24 protein-coding genes and 1 riboswitch are annotated in these 23,199 nt (G+C 34.2%); of the genes, 13 read left to right on the top strand and 11 right to left on the bottom strand.

The genetic code is table 11. From position 1 onward, the window contains the following. Nucleotides 1-61 precede the first annotated feature (61 nt). Nucleotides 62-712: a Dph6-related ATP pyrophosphatase gene (locus tag JF259_RS03260; RefSeq protein WP_199113292.1), complete on the top strand. Its 651-nt coding sequence runs from the start codon at nt 62-64 to the stop codon at nt 710-712. On the opposite strand, the gene cobC is transcribed toward JF259_RS03260, so the two are convergent. The 4 genes from cobC to JF259_RS03280 form a co-directional block, all read right to left on the bottom strand. Further along, the gene (gene cobC / locus JF259_RS03265; RefSeq protein WP_199113294.1) at nt 695-1,267 is read right to left on the bottom strand and encodes an alpha-ribazole phosphatase; all 573 of its coding nucleotides are present in this window, start codon (nt 1,265-1,267) and stop codon (nt 695-697) included. The genes JF259_RS03260 and cobC overlap by 18 nt on opposite strands. Next, the gene (locus tag JF259_RS03270; protein WP_199113296.1) at nt 1,252-2,013 is read right to left on the bottom strand and encodes an adenosylcobinamide-GDP ribazoletransferase; all 762 of its coding nucleotides are present in this window, start codon (nt 2,011-2,013) and stop codon (nt 1,252-1,254) included. The genes cobC and JF259_RS03270 overlap by 16 nt, the downstream gene beginning before the upstream one ends. Before the next feature lie 265 nt (nt 2,014-2,278). Continuing rightward, nucleotides 2,279-3,313 (bottom strand): nicotinate-nucleotide--dimethylbenzimidazole phosphoribosyltransferase, encoded by a 1,035-nt coding sequence (gene cobT, locus JF259_RS03275; protein WP_199113298.1) that lies wholly within the window; start codon nt 3,311-3,313, stop codon nt 2,279-2,281. A 13-nt stretch (nt 3,314-3,326) separates the two neighbouring features. Continuing rightward, complete coding sequence (locus JF259_RS03280) at nt 3,327-3,830, bottom strand: bifunctional adenosylcobinamide kinase/adenosylcobinamide-phosphate guanylyltransferase (RefSeq protein WP_199113300.1); 504 nt, start codon at nt 3,828-3,830, stop codon at nt 3,327-3,329. Between the two features lie 93 nt (nt 3,831-3,923). After that, nucleotides 3,924-4,190, top strand: a riboswitch (cobalamin riboswitch). A gap of 66 nt (nt 4,191-4,256) precedes the next feature. On the opposite strand from JF259_RS03280, the gene JF259_RS03285 reads away from it, so the two are divergent. Continuing rightward, nucleotides 4,257-6,119, top strand: coding sequence for a TonB-dependent receptor plug domain-containing protein (locus JF259_RS03285; RefSeq protein WP_199113302.1), 1,863 nt, complete (start codon nt 4,257-4,259; stop codon nt 6,117-6,119). A 60-nt stretch (nt 6,120-6,179) separates the two neighbouring features. Here the strand turns inward: JF259_RS03285 and JF259_RS03290 are convergent, their stop codons facing one another. The 3 genes from JF259_RS03290 to JF259_RS03300 form a co-directional block, all read right to left on the bottom strand. Continuing rightward, nucleotides 6,180-6,899 carry a Dph6-related ATP pyrophosphatase gene (locus JF259_RS03290; protein ID WP_233164070.1) on the bottom strand — a complete coding sequence of 240 codons (720 nt, stop codon included), beginning with the start codon at nt 6,897-6,899 and terminating at the stop codon, nt 6,180-6,182. Nucleotides 6,900-7,007: 108 nt separating this feature from the next. After that, a complete protein-coding gene (locus tag JF259_RS03295) occupies nt 7,008-8,363 on the bottom strand; it encodes a hypothetical protein (protein WP_199113304.1) in 1,356 nt (451 codons plus the stop codon). Between the two features lie 117 nt (nt 8,364-8,480). Next, complete coding sequence (locus JF259_RS03300; RefSeq protein WP_199113306.1) at nt 8,481-9,947, bottom strand: S41 family peptidase; 1,467 nt, start codon at nt 9,945-9,947, stop codon at nt 8,481-8,483. 210 nt (nt 9,948-10,157) lie between these two features. Here JF259_RS03300 and JF259_RS03305 point away from each other — a divergent pair, with 210 nt between their 5' ends. Genes JF259_RS03305 through JF259_RS03320 form a run of 4 tightly spaced genes read left to right on the top strand, consistent with a single transcriptional unit; the run spans nt 10,158 to nt 12,296 of the window. Further along, the gene (locus JF259_RS03305; protein WP_199113308.1) at nt 10,158-10,667 is read left to right on the top strand and encodes an RNA polymerase sigma factor; all 510 of its coding nucleotides are present in this window, start codon (nt 10,158-10,160) and stop codon (nt 10,665-10,667) included. Further along, complete coding sequence (locus JF259_RS03310) at nt 10,654-11,130, top strand: hypothetical protein (RefSeq protein ID WP_199113310.1); 477 nt, start codon at nt 10,654-10,656, stop codon at nt 11,128-11,130. Before JF259_RS03305 ends, JF259_RS03310 begins: the two co-directional genes overlap by 14 nt. Nucleotides 11,131-11,142: 12 nt before the next feature. After that, nucleotides 11,143-11,739 carry a DUF4252 domain-containing protein gene (locus JF259_RS03315; RefSeq protein ID WP_233164071.1) on the top strand — a complete coding sequence of 199 codons (597 nt, stop codon included), beginning with the start codon at nt 11,143-11,145 and terminating at the stop codon, nt 11,737-11,739. A 14-nt stretch (nt 11,740-11,753) separates the two neighbouring features. Beyond that, nucleotides 11,754-12,296 carry a DUF4252 domain-containing protein gene (locus JF259_RS03320; RefSeq protein WP_199113312.1) on the top strand — a complete coding sequence of 181 codons (543 nt, stop codon included), beginning with the start codon at nt 11,754-11,756 and terminating at the stop codon, nt 12,294-12,296. Nucleotides 12,297-12,571: 275 nt separating this feature from the next. On the opposite strand, the gene purB is transcribed toward JF259_RS03320, so the two are convergent. Beyond that, entirely contained in the window at nt 12,572-13,915 is a 1,344-nt protein-coding gene (gene purB / locus JF259_RS03325) for an adenylosuccinate lyase (RefSeq protein ID WP_199113314.1), read from the bottom strand. A 310-nt stretch (nt 13,916-14,225) separates the two neighbouring features. Next, on the bottom strand, nt 14,226-14,810 hold the full coding sequence (locus JF259_RS03330) for an adenylosuccinate lyase (protein ID WP_199113316.1): 585 nt from the start codon (nt 14,808-14,810) through the stop codon (nt 14,226-14,228). Nucleotides 14,811-14,879: 69 nt separating this feature from the next. On the opposite strand from JF259_RS03330, the gene JF259_RS03335 reads away from it, so the two are divergent. From JF259_RS03335 to hpf, 3 genes are all read left to right on the top strand, one after another. Further along, nucleotides 14,880-15,353 (top strand): heme-binding domain-containing protein, encoded by a 474-nt coding sequence (locus JF259_RS03335; RefSeq protein WP_199113318.1) that lies wholly within the window; start codon nt 14,880-14,882, stop codon nt 15,351-15,353. Between the two features lie 38 nt (nt 15,354-15,391). Beyond that, nucleotides 15,392-16,639 carry a glycosyltransferase family 4 protein gene (locus JF259_RS03340; protein WP_199113320.1) on the top strand — a complete coding sequence of 416 codons (1,248 nt, stop codon included), beginning with the start codon at nt 15,392-15,394 and terminating at the stop codon, nt 16,637-16,639. 104 nt (nt 16,640-16,743) lie between these two features. Further along, nucleotides 16,744-17,043, top strand: a complete 300-nt coding sequence (hpf, locus tag JF259_RS03345; RefSeq protein ID WP_199113322.1) for a ribosome hibernation-promoting factor, HPF/YfiA family — start codon at nt 16,744-16,746, stop codon at nt 17,041-17,043. A gap of 1 nt (nt 17,044) precedes the next feature. On the opposite strand, the gene rlmH is transcribed toward hpf, so the two are convergent. After that, a complete protein-coding gene (gene rlmH, locus JF259_RS03350) occupies nt 17,045-17,518 on the bottom strand; it encodes a 23S rRNA (pseudouridine(1915)-N(3))-methyltransferase RlmH (protein WP_199113324.1) in 474 nt (157 codons plus the stop codon). 128 nt (nt 17,519-17,646) lie between these two features. Between rlmH and nadC the strand changes: the two genes are divergently transcribed. From nadC to priA, 3 genes are read left to right on the top strand one after another with little or no spacing between them, the layout of a single operon-like run. After that, nucleotides 17,647-18,507 carry a carboxylating nicotinate-nucleotide diphosphorylase gene (gene nadC, locus JF259_RS03355; protein ID WP_199113326.1) on the top strand — a complete coding sequence of 287 codons (861 nt, stop codon included), beginning with the start codon at nt 17,647-17,649 and terminating at the stop codon, nt 18,505-18,507. Between the two features lie 51 nt (nt 18,508-18,558). Further along, complete coding sequence (locus tag JF259_RS03360; RefSeq protein ID WP_199113328.1) at nt 18,559-19,500, top strand: YihY/virulence factor BrkB family protein; 942 nt, start codon at nt 18,559-18,561, stop codon at nt 19,498-19,500. A gap of 3 nt (nt 19,501-19,503) precedes the next feature. Next, on the top strand, nt 19,504-21,957 hold the full coding sequence (gene priA / locus JF259_RS03365) for a replication restart helicase PriA (protein WP_199113330.1): 2,454 nt from the start codon (nt 19,504-19,506) through the stop codon (nt 21,955-21,957). Between the two features lie 5 nt (nt 21,958-21,962). Here priA and JF259_RS03370 read toward each other — a convergent pair whose 3' ends face one another. Next, nucleotides 21,963-22,658 carry a LytR/AlgR family response regulator transcription factor gene (locus JF259_RS03370; protein WP_199113332.1) on the bottom strand — a complete coding sequence of 232 codons (696 nt, stop codon included), beginning with the start codon at nt 22,656-22,658 and terminating at the stop codon, nt 21,963-21,965. Nucleotides 22,659-22,858: 200 nt separating this feature from the next. Here JF259_RS03370 and rpsF point away from each other — a divergent pair, with 200 nt between their 5' ends. Next, nucleotides 22,859-23,197: a 30S ribosomal protein S6 gene (gene rpsF, locus JF259_RS03375; RefSeq protein WP_199113334.1), complete on the top strand. Its 339-nt coding sequence runs from the start codon at nt 22,859-22,861 to the stop codon at nt 23,195-23,197. The last annotated feature ends 2 nt before the right edge of the window (nt 23,198-23,199 follow it).

Genomic DNA, 23,199 nt, shown 5'->3' on the forward strand with positions numbered 1-23,199 from the left:
TCTTTAAATTTTTTGTAATTACCTTACCTATGGCTACTTTTGAAGCATTAAATTTTAATATATGAATTTTTTATGCTCCTGGAGTGGAGGGAAGGACAGTTGCTATGCTTTTTATAAAGCGATGCAGCTAAACTACAAGCCAACGGTGCTCTTAAACGTAATGAACGAGTATGGTGACCGATCCCGATCGCATGGTATTCCCAAAGAGATTTTAGAGGCACAGGCCAAGGCATTAGAACTGCCTATTCATTTTTTTAATAGTACTTGGGAAGCTTATGAAACCAATTATATTATAAACTTAAAGCAGTTAACCCAAACGTTTAGCTTGTCGCATGCAGTTTTTGGAGATATTGATATTGAGTCCCATAGGGCTTGGGAGGAGAAAGTATCGCATGCGGCCAACCTTGAAGCAGTATTGCCTCTATGGCAAGGGGTTAGACGTCAATTGGTTTTAGATATGATAGAGGCTGGGCTCGAAGCGGTTATTGTATCCTGTAACCAACAAATGGGAGCAAGGTTTTTGGGTAAAACAATAAATGAATCGCTGATTGAAGAATTAGAAACTATGGGAGTCGATGCCTGTGGTGAAAATGGAGAGTTTCATACTCTGGTAGTGAATGCTCCCTTTTTTAAAAATAGAATTGATATAGCCATTGAAGGAACTTCCGTTTCCAGCAATTATAACTTTGCCAATTTAACCCTTAAGGTTTAAAGGTGTTACCAGGTTTAACGTGCCGTTTTCTTTTTTAAGCTGAAAAACGGCTCCATAATCCATTTTTATTTTAAACGATTGTTCCAATTCAATTCCTAGAAATTTTGATAAATACGCTCTAATGACACCAGCATGTGTAACGATTATAATATCTTTTGCTGTTTGGATTTGTTTTAGATCTTCAAAAAAAGCACTTACTCGTGAGGCTAATTCCAAATAAGATTCACCATTAGGCGGAGAAACATTAACAAAATCCTGCATCCAGGGGTTAAGTTCTTCTTCTGCAATATTATGCCAGGCTTTTAATTCCCAATCACCAAAATGAAGTTCTTTTAGTCTGTTATCAAATTCCGGAAAGCTGCTTAAATGATAGGCTAATAAAGAGCAACGTTTTAATGGACTGGAAATAACATTGTAGAGTTTGTTTTGCGGAATCTGTTGGGTGATGTTTTCGAATTCTTTGTAGTAATCATTGTCCAAATCCAAATCGCTTTGCCCATAGCAAATCCCTTTTTCAATGCAAGGAGTGGTATGTCTAACTAGATAAATTTCCAAAGCGTTATAACACTTAAATAAAAAACAACTTCTGATAATTGCTGTACAGCACCAGCACAATCGCCCGTATGGCCTCCAAGCCATTTCTTGAATTTAGCACCTAGGTATATTTTTGAAAAATAAGCAGGGATTAAAGCTATAAAAATAATTGAGGATTTAAACAAAAATAGTGGGGCAATACCAAAAATAGCACTAACCAATAGTATTTGGGGGGTAATGTTTTTAGCCGCAGGTTTTGTCTTGCTATCTTCAGTGTCTCTAACATATGGATGGGTATAGATAAGCGTGGTTGCTATAAAGCGGCTTATGCTATGACCTGCAATAATAACTAGCGGAATGTAGCTAGAAGGAACTTCCCTTAGTGCAGCAAATTTAGTGGCAAGTATCAGGAGGATACCAACAGCTCCATAAGTGCCCAATCGGGAATCTTTCATAATCAAGAGTATTTTTTCTTTGGACCATCCGCCTCCAAGACCGTCACATACATCGGCAAAACCGTCTTCATGAAAAGCACCGGTAATGTAAATTGTAGTGACCATGCTAAGCAATAAGGCTATTTCAGTTGAAAAAATAAAAGACGTAAGATAAAAACATAAAGCCCCTAAACTTCCAACAATAACGCCAACCAATGAAAAGTATCTAGCACTTTTTTCTAAATAAGCCTTATCATGGTTCACCCATTTGGGACACGGAATTCTGGTAAAGAACATGATGGCAGTTAAAAATATTTGAAGCTCTTTTTTCATCTGTTTAAATTTTATTGTTTTTTAGTGGTCAGATGCGATGCCTAAATTATCATATCGGTTGGTTTTGCAACTTTTTGTTAATGGGCATTTCACACGTTTAAATTTTAGTAATTCATTGGTTTTATATTAATTATAAAATTGAGAACGTATGCAACCGCTACGCTCTCACATTAAAAATTTTAAACATTTCCTTTTGTGAAAAAATGCTTAAATTTTATTAATGTTCGTTTCATTGTATGATGGGATTTTTAAAGACAGAACATAATTAGGTTTTCTCAATTTCGGTACTCACACCTGCATCTTCAAAGCTTGCCATATCATTTAAAAAATTAACGGCAGCTTGCACTAAGGGAATGGCTAGGGCAGCACCCGTACCTTCTCCTAATCGTAAATTTAAAGATAGTAGCGGCGTAACATTTAAGAAATCCAGCATTTTAGAATGCCCTTGTTCACTGGAATTATGAGCGAAGATGCAATAGTCCAAAACATTTGGATTAATAGCTTTGGCCGCTAATAAAGCAGCCGTTACGATAAATCCGTCAATAAGGATTGTCATTTTTAATTCGGCCGCTTTTAAAATAGCTCCACATAGCATTGCAATTTCAAAACCTCCAAAAGTTGCCAGAGCTTCTAACGGAGTTTGTGGGCTATACTTGTTATAAACTTCCAAAAGTATTTGTTTTTTCTTTGCGATGCCTTCAGCGTTTAGTCCAGTTCCAGAACCAACACAATCACTAATAGGGATATGGGTAAAATAACTCATGAGTAAAGTAGCTGAGGAGGTGTTGCCAATACCCATTTCTCCAAATCCTATGGTGTTACATGCATTACTATGTATTTTAGAGACAATAGTACCTGCTTTATCAAGAGCCATTTGGCATTGCTCTAAGGTCATTGCAGGTTGGTCTTGATAATTCTTAGTACCTACTGCTATTTTAGCATTTATAATACCCATAGATTCGGGGAAGGTATGATTAACCCCGGCATCAACAATTTTTAAGTCAATAGCATTGGTGTTGCTAAATATATTAATGGCAGCACCGCCATTTACAAAATTGTATACCATTTGGGCAGTCACTTCTTGCGGGAACGGGTTAACCTCCGCTTTCGCTGCTATACCATGATCTCCAGCAAAAATGACTATGGTTGGCTTAGATATTTCAGGGGTTTCTGTGTTTTGTATCAGTCCAATTTTTAAAGCCAATGATTCTAATGTACCAAGTGCTCCAATGGGTTTTGTTTTAAGATCAATCTTTTTTTGAATGCTACTTTTTAATGTTAAGTCGGCAATTGCGCTCATATTTATGGAGGTGTTATTTTAAGGTTAAAGGGATGCCAGAGACCATCATCGTGGCTTTATTGGCGTACTTGGCTATGTGCTGATTCATCCAACCTTGTAATTCCGTAAATTTTCTGCCTATTTCTGTTTGTGCGTGTACACCCATACCTATTTCGTTAGAAATAATGATGATGGTTGCATCGATATCCAACAATTTATTGAATTCGGTTTTAGCCAATTCAAGGCATTTTTCAATATCATTCTTGGTGTCAACAAAATAGTTTGTTAGCCATAAGGTTACACAATCTATAACGACAGTGTCCTTGGGGTCTATTACTGTAGAAATAGCTTTTTCTTCTTCTATAGATGTCCAACGTTCGTCTCGGTCTGCAATATGTCTGTCAATTCTTTTTCTATGGTTTTCGTCCCATATGCGGGAGGTTGCTATGTATTTTGGAGACTTGGAAAATGATAAAGCTAAGTTTTGGGCATAACTGCTTTTTCCAGAACGTTCACCACCGGTTATATAATAGATCATTGCATTTTTTAATAGAAATTGTAAGCTACAAAGATTGGTTTTTTTTTGATAAATAACACCATAAAATTGTTCTTGATATTAAAAATAGGTAGTACATTTGCAGCGAATTTTGGTTCTGTTCAATACTTGATTGAACGGATTAAAAGGGAATCTGGTGCAACGATTTACGATTTGGGTGCATGCATCTAAAAATTGCAATTCGTTAATTCCAGAACTGTTCCCGCAACTGTAAGTTTATGCTGATTTTACTTCAGCACCTCGCCAACGAGGGTGTTATTAACTTCAAAACCACTGGCTATTGCTGGGAAGGTATAATAACATTAAAAAAGTCAGGAGACCTGCCAAATTCAAACAATAAAGTCAAACTTTCGGGATAAAAGTTTACGTATGATAGTCCATGCGATTCTCGAACAATTAGTTAATTAAATGAACAAAAAAACAAATGTTTTTGGTGTACTGTGTTTTGGTATGTCATTATTAGGTTTTGCGCAACAGCAAGCTAATTCAACTAGTGTGAAGCAACTTGATGAAGTTGTAATCACCGATTCACGATTTGAGTTAAAGCGTGAAAATTCAGGAAAAACAGTTATTAAAATTTCTAAACAGGAGATTGAAAGAAACCAAGGCCGTACTGTTGCTGAGCTGATTAATACAAAATCGGGTATTGAAATTAATGGTAGCCGGAGTAATGCAGGGCAAAATTTAGGGGTATATGTTAGGGGAGGAAGAAGCCGCCAGGTTTTAGTATTGATTGATGGTGTACAAGTAAGTGACCCGTCTCAACTTTCTGGCGAGTATGATTTTAGACTGTTAAATCTAAATCAGATTGAATCTATAGAAATCATTAAAGGCGCTGCCAGTACTTTATATGGAAGTGGTGCAGCAGCAGCGGTTATCAATATTACCACCAAAAAGGCAGATACCAAAAAAATTGGTGCCGTGTTTACTTCCAGTTTGGGTACCAATCAATCGGAATCCGATCAAAACTATAATGTAGCCGATTTTAATAATAGTGTAGCTGTTAGTGGAACATTGAACAAGTTTACGTACCGTACGGCATTTAGCAATCAATTTTCTGATGGGCTTTCGGCGGCTATTAGCGATACAAATGAGAAGGATGCGTATTCAAAATATGGTGTTGATGTTAATTTGGGTTACAGGTTTGGTAATTCTTTTTCTTTAAATGTTTATGGGAATTATACGGATACTGATTCAGAAATTGATGGATACGACTCCAATTTTAATTTAGTGGATACAGGAGATGAATTTAATAATAAGCAATCTAGAGTGGGAATATCTTCAAAATTAAAATATGAAAAAGGTAGTTTCAATTTAAATGCTGCTTTTAGTGAATATGAAAGGAATTACATTTCTAAGTACCCTTCAATTTTCAAATCTAAAAACTATGTGGTAGACGCCTATAATAAATATGTGTTTGATAAAACGTTTTATACAATTGTAGGTTTAAATGTAATTGAAAATAGGGCGACATTTGCTAATAAAGAAGCGTTTACAATTATAGATCCCTATGCTAACTTTGTATTTGTTTCAGATTTTGGTTTAAATATTAATGCCGGTGCTAGGTTAAACAATCACAGTGAGTATGGTTCGCATTTCACATATAATTTGAATCCCTCATTTACTTTAAAAGCTGAGAATAATCGTTATACTAAATTTTTTGGTTCTTTAAGTACCTCTTTTATCACGCCTTCATTGTCTCAGCTATTTGGTAATTTTGGACCTAACCCAGATTTGGAGCCAGAAGAAAATAGAACGATTGAAGTTGGAGCTGAATTTAAGTTGAGCAAAAGTTTTAGAATTGTTGGACTATTTTTTAACAGGACAGAAAAAAATACTGTGTTATGGATTAATGGGGGGTATTTAAATGCTACTGATAAATTACACGCAAGGGGAGTAGAAGTAGAGCTTAGTGCAACTCCAATAGAAAAAGTATCTGTTTCTGCAAATTATGCCTTTACCGAGTATAACGAGAGTTTAGCTCGTAGAATTCCAAAGCATAAAGGAAATTTACAATTGGGATACGATTTTTCTAAAAGCACATTTGCATCGTTATCGTATCATTACACACATGAAAGATTTGAAAATAGTTTCGTTCCACTTCTTGATAGCTTTAGTTTGGTTAATTTTTATTTAAGCCATACGGCCATTAAAAATAAAGTGAAATTCTTTGGAGGAATTGACAATATTTTAAACGAAGATTACGAAGATGTACCTGGTTACGTTACTAAAGGGCGTAATGTTAGATTAGGATTTCAACTGACTTTATAGAAAGTCGGTTTTCTGCCACTTAAACTACTTTATTAAATGCCACTATTTTAGTGGCATTTTTTATGGAATTAAATCACAATACCACACGCCATATTTATCCCCTTTACATACTGAATCATCTGTTTTCGGATTGTTGTATTCGCGGTATACTTTTTCACCGATGCTAAAAGGAATTGGGCTCTTAAAAATGGGGCCATCAAAACAAAAGGTGTGAAACTCCCCATTTTCACCACAGGGATCAACACCTTCTGGTAAGTTGTCAATAAAGTCTTTATCTATAACAGTTCCTACAAAGTCTTCATTAAAGTGTTTGGAATTGGCACAGACAATAATGGTTTTAAAGCCTAAATCTAAAAACTGGTGTAGCAGTTCTTTGGTGTCCCGTTTCCAAATAGGAAACACTGCTTTAAAGCCTTGTTGTGCCAATTGCTTTTCACGATAAGTTCGCAGATCTTCCAAAAAAATATCGCCAAAGGCACTGTGTGTAAAACCTTCATTTTTTAGTCGTGTTACCGTTTCACCCATTTTTTGTTCATATACTTCCATACTGGGTTGTTCTGGTAATTCAATAAAACTAGATTTTATATTCATAGCATTGGTTTGGGCAACCAGCAACTCCCTTCTAAGACCGTGCATAGAAACACGGTTGTAATGGCTGTTTACCGTGGTAATTAATTCGTCTACTTCGTAATGCGGATTCTGTAATAGGTGGTATAATGCCAAAGCAGAGTCCTTGCCAGTACTCCAATTAAAGTAGGTTTTGTTTTTAGATATAAGCATATGAGAATTTAATTAACCACAAATATATAAGTTGTAGTCAAAAAGTAAGCCAATATTATGAGTTTATAATAATATTGGCCTATGTAATATCCAAAGGGAAGTTCTTTTTTATGGTTCGTCAGGGTAACGTATAATATTTGGATCTGAATCTTTTGTGATACCAATCTTTTTTATGTATTTATCGTTAACATATATGGCATATAATCCAGAAGGGTAAGAAGATATGTTTACTTCGGTAGAGGATCCATAAATGTTTGAATTATGTCTTAAATTATAGTTTGAATCACGTATTTTTAGATTATTGGTGTTGTTGGAGTACTCATAGTTAACATCAATTTTGCTTCCACTTGTATTTATTTTTAAAGCGATTTTTCCTGTAATAGATTTTTTATATTTAAATTGTATTACACTAACGTTATCATTTATATTCTCATTCGATTCATCAACATTGTCATTTGGGTCAATATCAATAAACATATAATAGGTTTTATCGTTTTCTAAATTTAAAGATGACATATTGGAATAGATGAATTCTGAAAAAGAATCCGACTCCTCAGAATTTCCATTAATGTCACCAATATTTCTAGATTGATATTCATACACTGGTTTTGAACCAATAGCTGGATATTTATTTTCTTCAGAAACCAATATTTTATAATTTGAAGATGATGCGTTGCCATCATCGTCATTTTTTATGGTGATATTAAAAGTGTGATTTTCGCCATATTTAAGTATTGGAATGTTATTTGTTGATGCTGTTGTGTCATAGGTGGTTGAGCCTACCTTAACGGTAAATTTAGACAGTGTTAGGTTGGGTTTAGTATTTGGATCAGTATCATTGCTTCCACTACTATCATCACCATCATCATTTCCGCCTAAGCAGTCAGTAACTATGAACCTACCTGCAAAATTAGTAGCACAAGCATTTCCTCCACAAATAGGCTGAGGATATATGTCTTTCTGTTCCCAATGGACCTCTGGATAAAAAAAGAGATAGCCGGGGTCATTGTTTGTTACCATCTTTGTTATTTTTATTTTTGTATAGTATGAGATATACGGTAAATCACCAACAAAAAATGGTGTTTCTGCGTCTTTATTTAAAAAATAAGTATAACCATATTTAGATGTATTTGGGTAACCATCATAATCATTTCGATACCTTGTTTTTGTTTTTACTAAGGTTTCATTGCCCATACTATCTATTCCATAGATATAGAAAGTTAGTTCATATCTATAATATCCAAATGAAGAAGTGGGGCCTGAATGATTCACAGGTAAAGGCGAAACAAAAGAAACTTCTGCATTAATATAGTTATAACAATCTCCTGCACCCTGTTTAGATGTATAAATATATTTTAAAGTTGATTCGAAATTGGTAGCATCATGAACAGGTGCGTTAGAACCTAATTGGGCAATTGATAATTGAGAAGCAAATAATATAATAGCAAGTAGCAGTTTTTTCATAATAAGTATGATTTTAAGTTAAAAACAAAATTAAAAAAATACTTACATAATAAAAATAATATTCTTACTTTTTTGTAGTATATAACATATTTATCGCATAAGATGAATAGTTTTAAATTATCGATTTATGACATTCATAACTTCCTTAGGGACTGTATCTATATACATGTTATCCCGAATTAAAGTGTGCAGTTTGGATGAAGTAATCGGTTTAAAACGCATTTCTTCTTGCTTTAGGTCTGTCATTTTTCCATTACCTGAAATATGTTGCAAAGCTCTAGATAATAGGGGTTCATCAGTTTCTCCTAAAACCCCTAAATTAAGTATGTTCTCTTCAAGTACAAGATTTTGGTCTGGGGTGAGACCATCAGTGTATTGGTAAAAACCATCAGCATTTGCATTTCTACCTATTAAGGGTTGAATGCCCCAAGTATGATTCGGATTAGGCTCCTCGTCACAACCATTGCCTAATAAATAACCACAAGAAGGAACGTCTAATATTGTTCTTGAAAATTCATTTTTACCTCTTGTTGTGTCTCCAATATGTATAACATTAATATAAGGGTTAAGACAGTTTATAACCAGCTCACTTGCCGATGCAGAAGAACCTTGGGCCAATATGTAAACCTTGTTAAGATTAAGGTTGTTTATTGGAGTATTTCCAGAAATTGTAGTAGGAAAATAAATACTTACGTCTTCTTCGGATACTATAGATTGAATTTTGTCATTATATATTTGTGTAAAAAAAAGGTCTCCTGTAAATTGTCCAGTAATCATGGTCGATAAATGTATAGCAGATGAAACGTGACCTCCGGGGTTGTATCTTAAGTCAACAACCAATTCATCAATACTTTCTGATTTAAAGTTCCCAATAGCATTATTTAATTGTTCGTCAAAATTGTTAATGAATTGAGTATACATTAGGTAACCAATTTTTTTGCCAGAATAGTCGAAAGTTTTAGCTATTAAAATTGGGTTTTCCGTATAAGCCTGTTTATTGAGAGTGATATCTATGCCGTTGGATTCTAGTGTATTGCCATTATATTCTGCCATGTTCAAAGTGTAACTGTCAACATCACTAAATAGTAAATCTAGATAATTGTCGATAGTTATAGTTGTATCATTAACTCCAGTGAACAAATCTCCTCTTTTCAAACTTTTTGCTTCTGCGTCTGTTCCTGGTAAAATATATTCGACAAAGCCTACAAGATTATTGCTTCCTGAGATTTGAGCTAACCCGAATTCCATACCATTGGCTTTAGATATGCCATTTAATGAATTTATAAGTTCAAAATAATCATCAACAATCCAACTAAAGCGATCTTCACTAAACTTTAGATGATTAAACAAGTCTCTTGGGTTAGAAAAAGAATTCAAAAAAGACGCATACTCTTCATTCGAATCAAACCTATCATCAGCTAAGTCATTAACATCTTGTTGCCAAAAATACCATAAGTTCATGCCTTTCCAGACAAAATCATTAATTTGATTAACTGATATTGTGTTGTCATCGTTATCTTCAAAGCAGCTTATTGTCAGTAGGGCTACTACAAATAAAATTATAGGGGCTTTTAAAAGTTTCATTTGTTTATGCTTTGTTTTTTCTTGCCAAGAATTGCAATGGCTTATTTTATATAAAATTATTTTTCAAAATATTTTTATAAACATAGTCTATAAAACCCTAAAAGTACTTACATTATTTCATTTTTAAAATAATTTGTAACAAAAAGGAGGGTGGTTCGTCGTAATACCAAATAGCAAAGAGAAGTTATTTTCAACTAAACCAAACCAAGCATGACTCAGCAAGAGTTTTTAAATACAGTAATGCCTTTTAAAGATAAGGTGTACCGCTTAGCAAAGCGATTACTGGTGTCGACCGAGGAGGCAGAAGATGCAACACAGGAGGTTTTATTGAAATTATGGAACAATAAGAAGAAGATTCAAGAATATAAAAACGTGGAAGCTTTTTCTATGACAATGACCAAGAATTTTTGTTTTGACAAACTTAAATCGAAGCAAGCCCAAAATTTAAAAATTGTACATAGCAATTATGAAGAAAAGAATTTGCCCTTACAGAAGCAGGTTGAATTACACGACAGTGTATCTTGGGTGTCTAAAATTATTGAAGAGTTACCAGAACAACAACGTATGGTAATTCAATTACGGGATATAGAAGGTTATGATTTTAACGAGATAGCAGACATGCTGGATATGAACAATACGGCAGTACGCGTAAGTCTATCAAGAGCAAGAAAAACAATACGGGAGAAATTAACTAATACACATAATTATGGTATTAAATAATATAGAAAAATTACTTGAAAAATACGAGAACGGAGAAACGACCTTACAGGAGGAGCAAGTGTTGAAAAACTACTTTTTACAGGGTACAGTAGCACCCCACCTGGAAGTGTACAAGCCCATGTTTACGTATTTTATGGTAAATCAGCAAGAACAATTTACCAAAGACGTTCCATTAAAAACTACACGTAAATTTAATTACAAATGGATTTCTGTTGCAGCTGTAGCTGTTCTTATGCTGGGAGTTTATTTTAAAATGGCCTCGACCAATAATCTTGGAACCATAAAAGATCCAGAAATGGCTTTTAAAGAAGTATCAAAATCTTTAGAGATGATTTCTAAAAGTTTAAATAAAGGAACAGCAACTGTAGGTTATCTCAATGAAATAGATAAAGGTACAGCTACGTTGGGTTATCTCAATGAAATTGAAAATACTACACAAATAATTTTTAAGAGCAACAATTAAATAAATGAACACATGAAAACAATAACAATTATAAACAGAGAAGCAATGAATAAACGATTGATAGTATTTGTAATGGCAATTATGCTACTGCCATTAACTGCTTTGGCACAAAAAGATATTTTTGATAAATATAGTGAAAGTTCAGAAGTAACTTATGTAAACATTCAACCTAAGATGTTCCAAATGATTGCAAAAGCAGGGATAGATGTTAGTGATCCTGAAGCTAAGGCTTATATGGATATGGTTAATAGTATTACTAGCTTTAAAACCATTGTAAGTGATAAAAGTAGTATTTCTGCAGATATTTCGAAATGGGTCAAGTCGTATTCTCGTTCTTTGGAAGAACTAATGGAGGTTAAAGATGGTGGTACCGAAGTAAAGTTTTATGTTAAAGAAGGCAAGGATGCCGATCATATTAAGGAACTTTTGATTTTTGTAAGCGGTATCGACAAGGCCATGAAAGGTAATGGGGTTGAGATTAATGGGGAGCAACGAAATGTTGAAACTGTTGTTGTATCACTTACTGGTAACATCAATTTAAACGAGATTTCAAAACTCACCGATAAAATGAATATCCCTGGCGGGAAACAATTAGAAAAAAAGAAATAAATATTCTATCAATCATGCAACGAACAATCAAAAATATAACCTTTGTTCTTGTTACAGCACTAATTATGGTTAGTTGTAATGAAGGACCTAGTCTACAGCGTTATTTTGTAGACCATCAGGAGACAAGTAATTTTATATCGGTAGACCTTCCTTTATCGATGGTAGACATAGACAAGTCGCAATTCACCGAAGATCAAAAAATCGCGTACAATTCAGTAAAGCGTTTAAATTTTTTGGGATATAAGGTTAAGGAAACAGATATGGAAACATATAATGCAGAATTGAATAAGGTTAAAACCATATTAAAGCATAAAAAGTATAACGATCTTATAGAATTTAGTGATAAAGGAACAAAAGTAGTTGTAAAGTATATAGGAACTGATGAACGGGCAGATGAGGTAGTGTTGTTTGGAAGCTCTAAAACAATTGGTTTTGGGATTGTTCGTATACTGGGTAACGATATTGATCCTCAAAAAATGGCTACTTTAGTGGGGACTATGAAAGATGCCGATTTTGACGAAGCCCAATTACAAGGTGTCATGGATTTCTTTAAATGATGAACATAAAATAGAATTCATAAAAAAGGGCTGTCTTGATTTTTTAGACAGCCCTTTTTTATTTTATGTCCTGGTCCTCGTCTTGTTCGCTTTCATCTTCAGTTTCGGACTTAGAGTGCACAAATAGCAAATTAGCGATAACAGACAAGAAGACTATGCTAAGGAACGTTAGAACAATAAAATTGTCCAGAATTCCCAATATCCCAAACAAAAAAATGCTTAAGGCTGTAATGCCACATAGTATGAGAGATTGTTTGTCGCTTAACATGCTGTAATTAAATCCCGGTATAATTACCAGGTGTAATTTGTTTTAATTCGGCTTTAATACTATCGGAAACCTCTAAGGTGTCGATAAAGTTAGCGATAGAGTTCTGGTTTATTTTTTCGTTGGTTCTTGTAAGGCCTTTTAAAGCTTCATAAGGGTTGGGATATGCTTCGCGACGCAATATAGTTTGGATGGCTTCGGCAACAACGGCCCAATTGTTTTCTAAATCCTCTGCAAATTTAGCTTTATTTAAAAGTAGTTTATCCAAACCTTTTAAAGTTGATTTAAAACCAATTAGTGTATGACCAAAAGGAACACCTATGTTTCTTAATACGGTACTGTCGGTTAAATCGCGTTGTAATCTGGATATAGGAAGTTTAGCCGATAAGTGTTCGAAAACCGCATTTGCAATTCCTAAATTACCTTCACTGTTCTCAAAATCTATTGGATTTACTTTATGGGGCATAGCCGAACTGCCAACCTCACCAGCTTTAATTTTTTGTTTAAAATAATCCATGGATACATAAGTCCATATGTCCCTGTTTAAATCAACGATAATAGTATTGATTCTTTTTAAGGCATCAAATAAGCCTGCCATATGGTCGTAATGCTCAATTTGTGTTGTAGGGAACGAATGATGTAAGCCTAAAGTATCTTGAACAAATTGTGTCCCAAATGCTTTCCAGTCAATATTAGGGTAAGCGACATGGTGCGCATTATAGTTACCAGTAGCACCTCCAAATTTGGCTGCATTAGGTGTGGTTTTTAATATGTTAAACTGAGCTTCCAAGCGTGTTACAAAAACGTCAATTTCTTTGCCTAATCGCGTAGGAGAAGCAGGCTGGCCATGTGTTCTTGCAAGCATGGGAATAGCTGTCCAATCTTGTGCTAGTACTTTTAATTTGTTTAAAACATGGTTGTACTCAGGAATGTAAACCTGCTCGACAGCATCTTTTATACTTAGTGGAATAGCAGTGTTATTAATATCTTGAGACGTTAATCCAAAGTGGATAAATTCTTTATATTGGGATAAGCCTAGCGTATCAAACTTTTCTTTGATAAAGTACTCAACCGCTTTTACATCGTGATTCGTTACACGCTCAATATCTTTTATGGCTTGAGCATCCTCAACTGAAAATGTCTTGTAAATAGCTCTTAAATCTTCAAAACATCCATTGTCAACCGATTTTAGTTGTGGTAAAGGGATGTTGCATAGCGCAATAAAGTATTCTATTTCTACTAAAACACGGTATTTTATTAAGGCTTCTTCTGAAAAATAAGGTGCTAATTCGTTAACTTTATTTCTGTATCTCCCATCAATTGGAGAGATGGCATTAAGTGATGATAAAGACATATATGATGTGATTTTTAAAGGTGCAAAGATAGGAAAGAAAGTTAGAATTGCGAAGTTAAAAGTCCGAAGTTAAAACAAGGAAGTTAGAAGTAAAAACTAATTTGAAAGTTTAATCTAAAGAACAAGCCTTCAAGACAGGTAAGCAGGACTGTCATTTAGTAGCTTGTGCTGAATTTATTTCAGAAGGGAATCAAAATAACAGAATTTCAGGGAATTCGTTATTTTCTGCAAAGTGGTCAAGGCACTTCTTAAAACCTGACAGAACTAGGTGTAAAATATCTTAAAAAATAAAGGCTTTATGTATGCTGTTTTAGTTTTTGTCAGGTACTAAATTTTGTTTCATTCTTTTTAAAGTCTTTTTAGCACGGGCTTTAAAACCTGCACTTTGTGTTTGGAAATCGCGTTCAATAATTTGAGTTAATTCGGGATAAATCCATGCGTTGTCTTTTCCAAATAGAAACAATGTTTCCATAGCGTATACTTTAGGAGCAACTTTACCGTCATTTATTAGCCAGTCAAAACATGCAGCAATAATATGTTCTTTGTGTTTGGAGTTAAGCAGGTGCTTTATTGTGTTTTGCGTTTTAGAATAGTTCTCCTTAGCAATGTATTCGCAAACTTTTGAGACAGGTCGTATGGCAGATTCTTGATGGATTTTATGAAGGTTTTCCGTAAAAGTGTCTAGATATGGCACAATGGCATAAATGTACTTGGCGCAAACAAACTCAAAAACCCATGCTGCTCGGCAGGATGTCTTGTCATCTGTCATAAATAGAATGGCTAATAGTTTGGGAAAGAGGCTGATGTCGTTTAAAACCATGTTAGCATACTTTAACCGATGCTCACGTGATGCGTTGATAAAACTTAAAGCTTTATAAAGTTCTTCTAAAGTCATAGCTTAATTTTATTATTTTTAGAACTCTAAAATATCTAAAAAGAACCGAACTTAACAAATTTTAAACTTGTGAATAGAAAAAAAAGATTACTATTAATTGTATTGGCAGTAATAATCATTGCTCAGTTTTTCGAGCCTCAAATAAACGAAGGCGATTTAGCTTCGGTTACCCCTTTTCTGTTGGAAACCAATCCGCCAGATACTGTGAAGAGTATATTGGAGGAAACCTGTTACGATTGTCATAGTGATGTAACGCGTTACCCATGGTATAATAACATTACACCTGTTAATTATTGGATGGCAGGACATGTTAAAGACGGAAAGAAACATTTTAATGTATCCAAATGGCAGGGAAATTCCATTAAGCGAAAGGACCATAAGTTTGAAGAACTTATAGAAATGGTAGAAGAAAAGCACATGCCTTTAAAGTCGTATACATGGACACATAAAGAGGCAAGGTTAACAAAAGAACAAATTGATTTGATTGTTGATTGGGCAAGAAAAGTACGTCTTAAGTATAGTTTAGAAAAGAAGCCAGAGTAGCAAAGACTACATCTTACAAATTAGGTTATAATAATTAAATGGGAAAATGTCTATTAATAATTGGTTTTGTATGGCCAGAGCCTAAAAGTTCTGCTGCCGGAAGCCGGATGATGCAACTTATATATGCATTTAAAAAGCGAGGATATGTAATTACTTTTGCGAGTCCCTGTGCCAAGAGTGATAATGCATTCGATCTTGAAGATATAGGAGTTTCTCAAGAAACGATAGTGCTAAATGATTCTAGTTTTGATGTTTTCGTAAAGGACTTTAATCCAGATATTGTGTTGTTCGATAGGTTTATGATGGAAGAGCAATTTGGATGGCGCGTGGCAGAACAGTGTCCGGAAGCATTACGGATTTTAGATACAGAAGATTTACATTGTTTGCGAAAAGGAAGGCAGCAAGCTTTTAAAGAGGGAAAACCGTTTGATTTATCTTATTTGTTTAATGATATAGCGAAGCGGGAAATAGCTAGTATTTACAGAAGTGATTTGAGTTTGATTATTTCGGAAGCTGAAATGAATATTCTTAGAACACAATTCAAAGTTAACGATTCATTACTATGTTATTTACCTTTCTTATTGGATGCAATAGAAAAGGAAGTAATAAAGAAACTCCCGAAGTTTGAACAGCGGCAGCATTTTATTACGATCGGTAATTTTATGCATATACCTAATTACAATGCAGTATTGTATTTAAAAGAGACCATTTGGCCACTTATTAGGCGGTTGTTGCCTAATACGGAATTACATGTTTATGGTGCTTATGTGTCGCAAAAAGTAACACAGCTTAATAGTCCTAAAAACGGGTTTTTTATAAAAGGTTTTGTTGATGATGTGAATTTGGCTATGCAGCAAACCCGAGTGTGTTTGGCTCCCATTCGTTTTGGAGCGGGGTTAAAAGGAAAATTGGTTGATGCCATGCTAAACGGAACACCGTGTGTTACGACCAGCATTGGAGCTGAAGGACTTTACGGCACTGATGAATCTAATGGTTTTATTGAAGATATTCCAGAAGATTTTGTACAAAAGGCAGTGTCTTTATATTGTGACGAAACCCTTTGGGACAATATGCAACAAAATGGATTTAAAATTATAAACAAGCGGTTCAATAAGGAGCATTTTGAAGATCTATTTTTTAAGCGAATAGAAGCAGCAATAGTAAATATGAAAGAAAACAGGCTACATAATTTCACAGGACAAATGTTGCAGCATCATGCTTTGCAAAGTACCAAATTTATGAGTAAGTGGATTGCGCTAAAAAATGAAAGAAAAATTAATATATAGTTTTATTCGTATGATTTATGTCAGTTCTTTTTGTCTATATTCCAATTAAATTTGATTAATAGAAAAAATAAGTTTTAAGTATTAACCATTAAAAATTCAATATTATGACAGTTAACATTCAATATGTGCATGTGGATATAAGTGAAACACTTTCTGCTTATACCGAAGACAAATTACAAAAACTATTTAACAAGTATGAATTTTTAATAAGTGCAGACGTTCATTTTAAACAAGATCGTAAGCAACATGACTCAGGCAAAATATGTAGTATAGAATTAAGTTTACCAGGTCCGCGTATTTTTGCGACATCCAATGAACGCAATTTCGAATTGGCCGTAAAGAAGACTATTAGAGAATTGGACCACCAACTTCAAAAGCGAAAGGAAGTTTTTAAGGTATATTAAATTAACGGTGGTGGTAGGGCTCGTTTCTTAAAATAGTAAAGCCTCTATAAAGCTGCTCAATAATAAATAATCTTACCATTTGATGGGAAAATGTCATTTTAGATAATGATATTTTCCCTTTTGCTTTATTGTAAATATCCTGTGAAAAGCCATAAGGGCCGCCAATAACGAAAACCAATTGTTTAATACCAGAGTTCATATGTTTTTGTAAATACTCCGAAAAGCCAACAGAATCAAACTGTTTACCGTTTTCGTCAAGTAGAATTAAAACATCTGTACTAGACAGTTTATTTAGAATAAGTCCACCTTCTTTTTGCTTTTGCTGTGCTTCGCTTAAGTTTTTACTGTTTTTTAGATCTGGTATAATTTCTAGGGAAAACTTAATATAAAAGCCTAAACGTTTTTTATAATCATCAATAAGTAACTGGAGGGACTTACTGTCCGTTTTACCTATAGCAAGTAGTTTTATTGTCATGTTACGAAATTAGTATTTCCTAATCAATGAATTAAAAATTTGTCTAACAAAAGTGTAAAATTCATGAATCTAAAAATTTAATATAGCAAATCAATTTCTTATTTTAGCAGCAAACTATAATCAAGCGTATGATAACACAAGAACAATTTGATAATGAGGTACGACATATAATATCTAATGCTATTCGGGAAGATGTTGGTGACGGTGATCACAGTTCGTTGGCTTGTATTCCGGAAAACGCGAGAGGTAGAGCAAAGCTTTTAGTTAAGGATAAAGGAATAATAGGAGGCGTTAATTTTGCAAAAAAGGTATTTGCTTATGTTGATAAAGGTTTAAAAATAGAAACCTTAATAGAGGACGGTTCCGAAGTTACCTATGGCGATGTTGTGATGTACGTTGAAGGGCCTTCACAATCAATTTTAAAGGCAGAGCGTACAGTATTAAATGCCATGCAGCGCATGAGTGCTATTGCTACCAAAACCAGGGTCTTTGTAGATCTGCTTAAAGGAACAAAAACACGTGTACTCGATACGCGTAAAACAACACCTGGCATTCGTGTGCTCGAAAAATGGGCAGTAAAGTTAGGAGGCGGAGAGAACCACAGGTTTGCGCTTTATGATATGATTATGCTTAAAGATAACCATATCGATTTTGCTGGGGGTATCACCAAAGCTATTGAACTAACAAAGCAATACCTTAGAGAAACGGGTAAGGAATTGGAGATCATGGTAGAAGCGCGTGATTTACATGAGGTTGAGGAAATCTTAAGAAGTGACGGGGTGTATCGTATTTTGTTAGATAATTTCGATTATGAAGACACTCGTAAAGCCGTTAAAATGATAGGTAATAAATGTTTAACGGAGTCTTCGGGAAATATAAATGAAACTACCATTAGACATTATGCAGAGTGCGGTGTAAATTATATTTCGTGCGGCGCTTTGACCCATTCAGTTCACAATATGGATTTAAGTTTGAAGGCTATAAAATAGATTTAAGCTCAAAACAAATCTTTTAGTTCAATTAATTTTTAATTTTTGTCAATGACTAAGCCCGTTGAAGACAAGCTTAATAAGATACCGATACTCAATATCTTAGTGCGCTTGCTTAAGCGATTAAAATTACCGGGCTTGGAAGGTTTATCGTTTTACGATTTATTGGAGTTGTACATTATAGGAATTGTAAAAGGGGCTTTAACAACCAGGGCAAGTGCAATAGCCTTTAGTTTCTTTATGGCTTTGTTTCCATTTCTATTGTTTCTTTTAATTGTTATTCCATTGATTCCTATCGAAAATTTTCAAGTGGAGTTTATGGATTTCTTAGAATCTTTTTTACCTCCAAGCACATCCGATTTTTTCTTTCAGAATATTTTTAAAAATATTGAAGACTCACAACGAGGCGGTTTATTGTCTTCTGTTTTTATATTGTCCATAGCCTTAATGGCTAATGGTGTTAATGCGGTGTTTTCTGGTTTCGAGAATTCCTACCACGAGCAATTAACGCGTAATGTTTTTAGACAGTATTTATATGCTATGGGAGTTGCTTTAATATTGGCGTTCTTGCTAATAGTGACAATAGCTGTATTGGGGTATTTCCAAATTTATGTGGTTAAGGAATTTCTGGAAGCATTACAAGATAGAGGATACCAAGTAGAGACTAGCAGTGTTTTTTGGTTCGATATAGCCAAATATGTGTTTTTTGTAGTTATGACCTATTTGGCTACGGCTACTCTGTATTATTTTGGAACCAAAGAAGGGAAACATTCTAATTTTTTCTCAATTGGTGCACTCTTTACTACTATATTAATTATTGTTACATCCTATTTATTTGGAATTTATATTGAGAATTTTGGACAGTACAATAAGTTGTATGGTTCTATAGGAGCACTACTGATTTTGTTGTTCTATTTATGGCTGAACGCAAATATTTTATTATTGGGATATGAATTAAATGCAGCGTTAAATAAACTGCGTAAAAGGTGTTAGCGTATGCAATATTTTATTGATGTCATTATTCCTGTTCCACTTAAAAAGCTGTTTACCTACAGTATAACCATTTCTGAGGCCGACTTTTTAAAAATTGGTATGCGCGTAGCAGTACCCTTTGGTAAATCAAAAATTTATACAGGTATTGTTGCAAAAATCCATACCGTTCCACCATTGGCTTATGAGGCCAAAGAAATTCACCAGATTTTGGATGATGTTCCTATCGTAACTGAAAGTCAATTAAAACTTTGGCAGTGGATTTCGAGTTATTATATGTGTACCCTCGGTGACATAATGCGGGCAGCTTTGCCAAGTGCTTTTATTTTGGAAAGCGAAACGATACTATCTAAAAATAAAACAAAAACCATTGATGAGTCCATTTTGAAAGATGATGAATTTTTGGTATTCGAAGCGTTACAGTACCAGACATCATTGAAAATTCATGACATAATGAACATTCTCGACAAAAAGAATGTATTACCGGTAATTAAGCGGCTGATAGAGAAAGAGGCTATTTTTTTAGAGGAAGAGGTATACGAGAAGTATAAACCCAAATTGGTACGCTATGTAAAGTTACATTCCAATTTTACTTCAGAAAAAGCACTTCAAAATCTGCTGGAAAGTTTGAGTAGGGCGCCAAAGCAACATTTGGTGGTTATGACCTTGTTTATGCTTTCGTCTAAAACAAAGAAACCAATTAAAGTCTCAGAGCTTACAGAAGCAAGTAAAGCCTCATCAGCAATTGTAAAATCGCTAATAGATAAAGGTATTCTTGAAGAATATTATATTCAAACAGATCGTGTTCAATATGATGGTGCTGAAAATGAATCAAGTAAGCAATTAAATGAATACCAATTAAAGGCTTTAGAGGAGATTAAGGAATCGTTTGCTTCCCATAATGTTACGTTATTACATGGTGTTACATCTTCTGGTAAAACAGAAGTATATGTTAAGTTAATTGAAGAGACTATTAATAAAGGAAAGCAAGTGCTTTATTTGTTACCGGAAATAGCCTTGACGACCCAATTGATTACGAGGTTACAAAATTATTTTGGAGAGCAGGTTTCAGTGTTCCATTCTAAGTATTCTTCTAATGAACGTGTTGAGGTTTGGAATAATGTGTTAGAAGGTAAAGCCAAAGCGAAGATTGTATTGGGGGCGCGTTCCTCAATTTTTTTACCCTTTACCAACTTAGGACTGATTATAGTGGATGAGGAGCACGAGCAGTCCTTTAAACAGTTTGATCCAGCACCAAGATACCATGCGCGCGACACAGCAATAGTCTTGGCGAATATTTGGCAGACAAATGTATTGTTAGGATCCGCAACACCAAGTTTAGAGAGTTATTTTAATGCGAAACAAAACAAATACGGATTCGTTGAAATAAACAAACGCTATAATAATGTTTTAATGCCCGATATTGAGTTGGTCGATATTAAGGAAGCCCGAAAGAAGAAACGAATGAAAGGGCATTTTAGTGAGCGGCTTGTTTTGGAGATGACCGAAACCTTAGAGGAAGGACACCAAATTATTTTGTTTCAAAATAGACGAGGGTTTTCTCCTGTTGTAGAATGTGCAACATGTGGTAATTCGCCCCAATGCCCAAACTGTGATGTAAGTTTAACCTACCATCAATACCGCAATCAATTACGGTGTCATTACTGTGGTTATGTAATGGCAATGTTGCGTGAATGTATGGCATGTGGAAGCCATGAGTTGGATCGTAAAGGTTTGGGGACCGAACAGATAGAAGCAGAGGTTAAAATACTATTTCCAGGTAGGAAAGTTTCAAGAATGGATTTGGATACTACTAGGGGGAAGTATGGTTATGAAAAAATAATCACGGCTTTTGAACAGCAAGAAGTAGATATTTTAGTAGGTACCCAAATGCTAACTAAAGGATTGGATTTTAGAAATGTAAAACTGGTTGGTGTCATGAATGCGGATAGCATGCTTAATTTTCCAGATTTTAGAGCACATGAGCGTAGTTTTCAATTGCTGTTACAAGTTGCGGGAAGGGCAGGGCGTACAGACATTAGGGGAAAAGTGCTTATTCAAACTTACAACCCTTACCACAATATTTTACAGCAGGTATCCACCAATAATTATAACGAGATGTTTAATGAGCAAATAAACGATCGTTATAATTTTAAATATCCACCGGTTTATAAACAGATTAAAATAACATTAAAGCATAAAGATTATAATAAGGTTGATTCGGCTTCCAATTGGTTGGCAAAATCGTTACGAAATGTATTCGATTCTTATGTTTTGGGGCCTGAGTCACCACCTGTTTCCAGAATTAGGAATCAGTTTCATAAAAATATTCTTATTAAGATACCAAAAAAGCAATCTTTGTCTAAAACGAAAGAAGCTATCATTAAAATTAATAATAGCTTCTCTAGTATAAAAGATTTTCGTTCAGTTAGGGTAATTTTAAATGTCGATAACTTTTAACTGGTTTAAATGTTATTTAAAGCATCTACAAGTTGGGTTTTCTTGTTCCGGCTTAAAGGAATCTCGTAAGCGCCAACTTCAACATTTTTACTGTTAAACCTATCTATCTTGTCTAGGTTAACTATATACGATTTGTGAATTCTCAAAAATTTGTTTTCTGGTAATTCTTTTTCAAACGCTTTCATTGTAGATAATACTACAAGGCTTGTTTCTTCGGTTACGAGTTTTACATAATCACCCAAAGCCTCAATCCATTTTATATCTTTAATATAAACCTTTCGCTTTTTAAGATTACTTTTTACAAAAATGTGCTCGCCTTCTTCTTCGTTGAAATCCAAAGTTAGTCGATGCTGTTCTAAGGCTTTTTCAACAGAAGTGTTAAAACGTTCTTTTGTAATTGGTTTGTGTAAATAATCGGTAGCATCGTAATTAAATGCTTTAAAAGCGTACTCGGTTTTACCGGTTACAAAGATAATTTGAGGCTTGTTGTTTAATACGTCTAAAAGTTCAAACCCATTTAACACTGGCATTTCAATGTCTAAAAAGATTAAATCAACTTTGTGCGTATTCAACCCGTTTTTGGTTTCTAATGCACTACTGTACTCTGCGATTAAATTAAGTGAAGGGTGGTTCTCTACCAGCTTAACTATCGAGAGACGTTGTATTGCGGAGTCGTCTACTACTACACAGTTTAAAGTCATAACATTTTAATATTTCGGTTAAGATATCGACAATAGTACAAAAAATTCGGCTAAAAACCAAAAATCATCGATAAAGTGTTTGTTTTAACATATTTTTAACATATAAAACATTACAGCATAATTGTTTGGAATATGCTTGCAATATAGGAAATATATGGTTATTTTTGCACCCAATTTTTAATAATAAATTAGGTTTAATTATGAATCATTATGAAACTGTTTTCATCTTAAATCCCGTTTTATCTGAAGACCAGATAAAGGAAACAGTAAAGAAATATGAAGATTTTCTTGTTTCTAAAGGGGCTAAGATGGTAGCTAAAGAAGATTGGGGCTTAAAAAAATTAGCTTACCCAATTCAAAACAAGAAAAGTGGTTTCTATCACTTATTTGAGTACACTGTGTCTGGTGAAGCAATTGATGCACTGGAAGTTGAGTTTAGACGTGACGAGCGTTTTATGCGATATTTAACGGTTAAGTTAGATAAGCATGCTGTGGCTTGGGCAGAGAGAAGAAGAGATAAACTTAAACAAAAAGCTTAATT

This window comes from Snuella sedimenti (assembly GCF_016428595.1).
In the GTDB taxonomy this organism is placed as follows: domain Bacteria; phylum Bacteroidota; class Bacteroidia; order Flavobacteriales; family Flavobacteriaceae; genus Snuella; species Snuella sedimenti.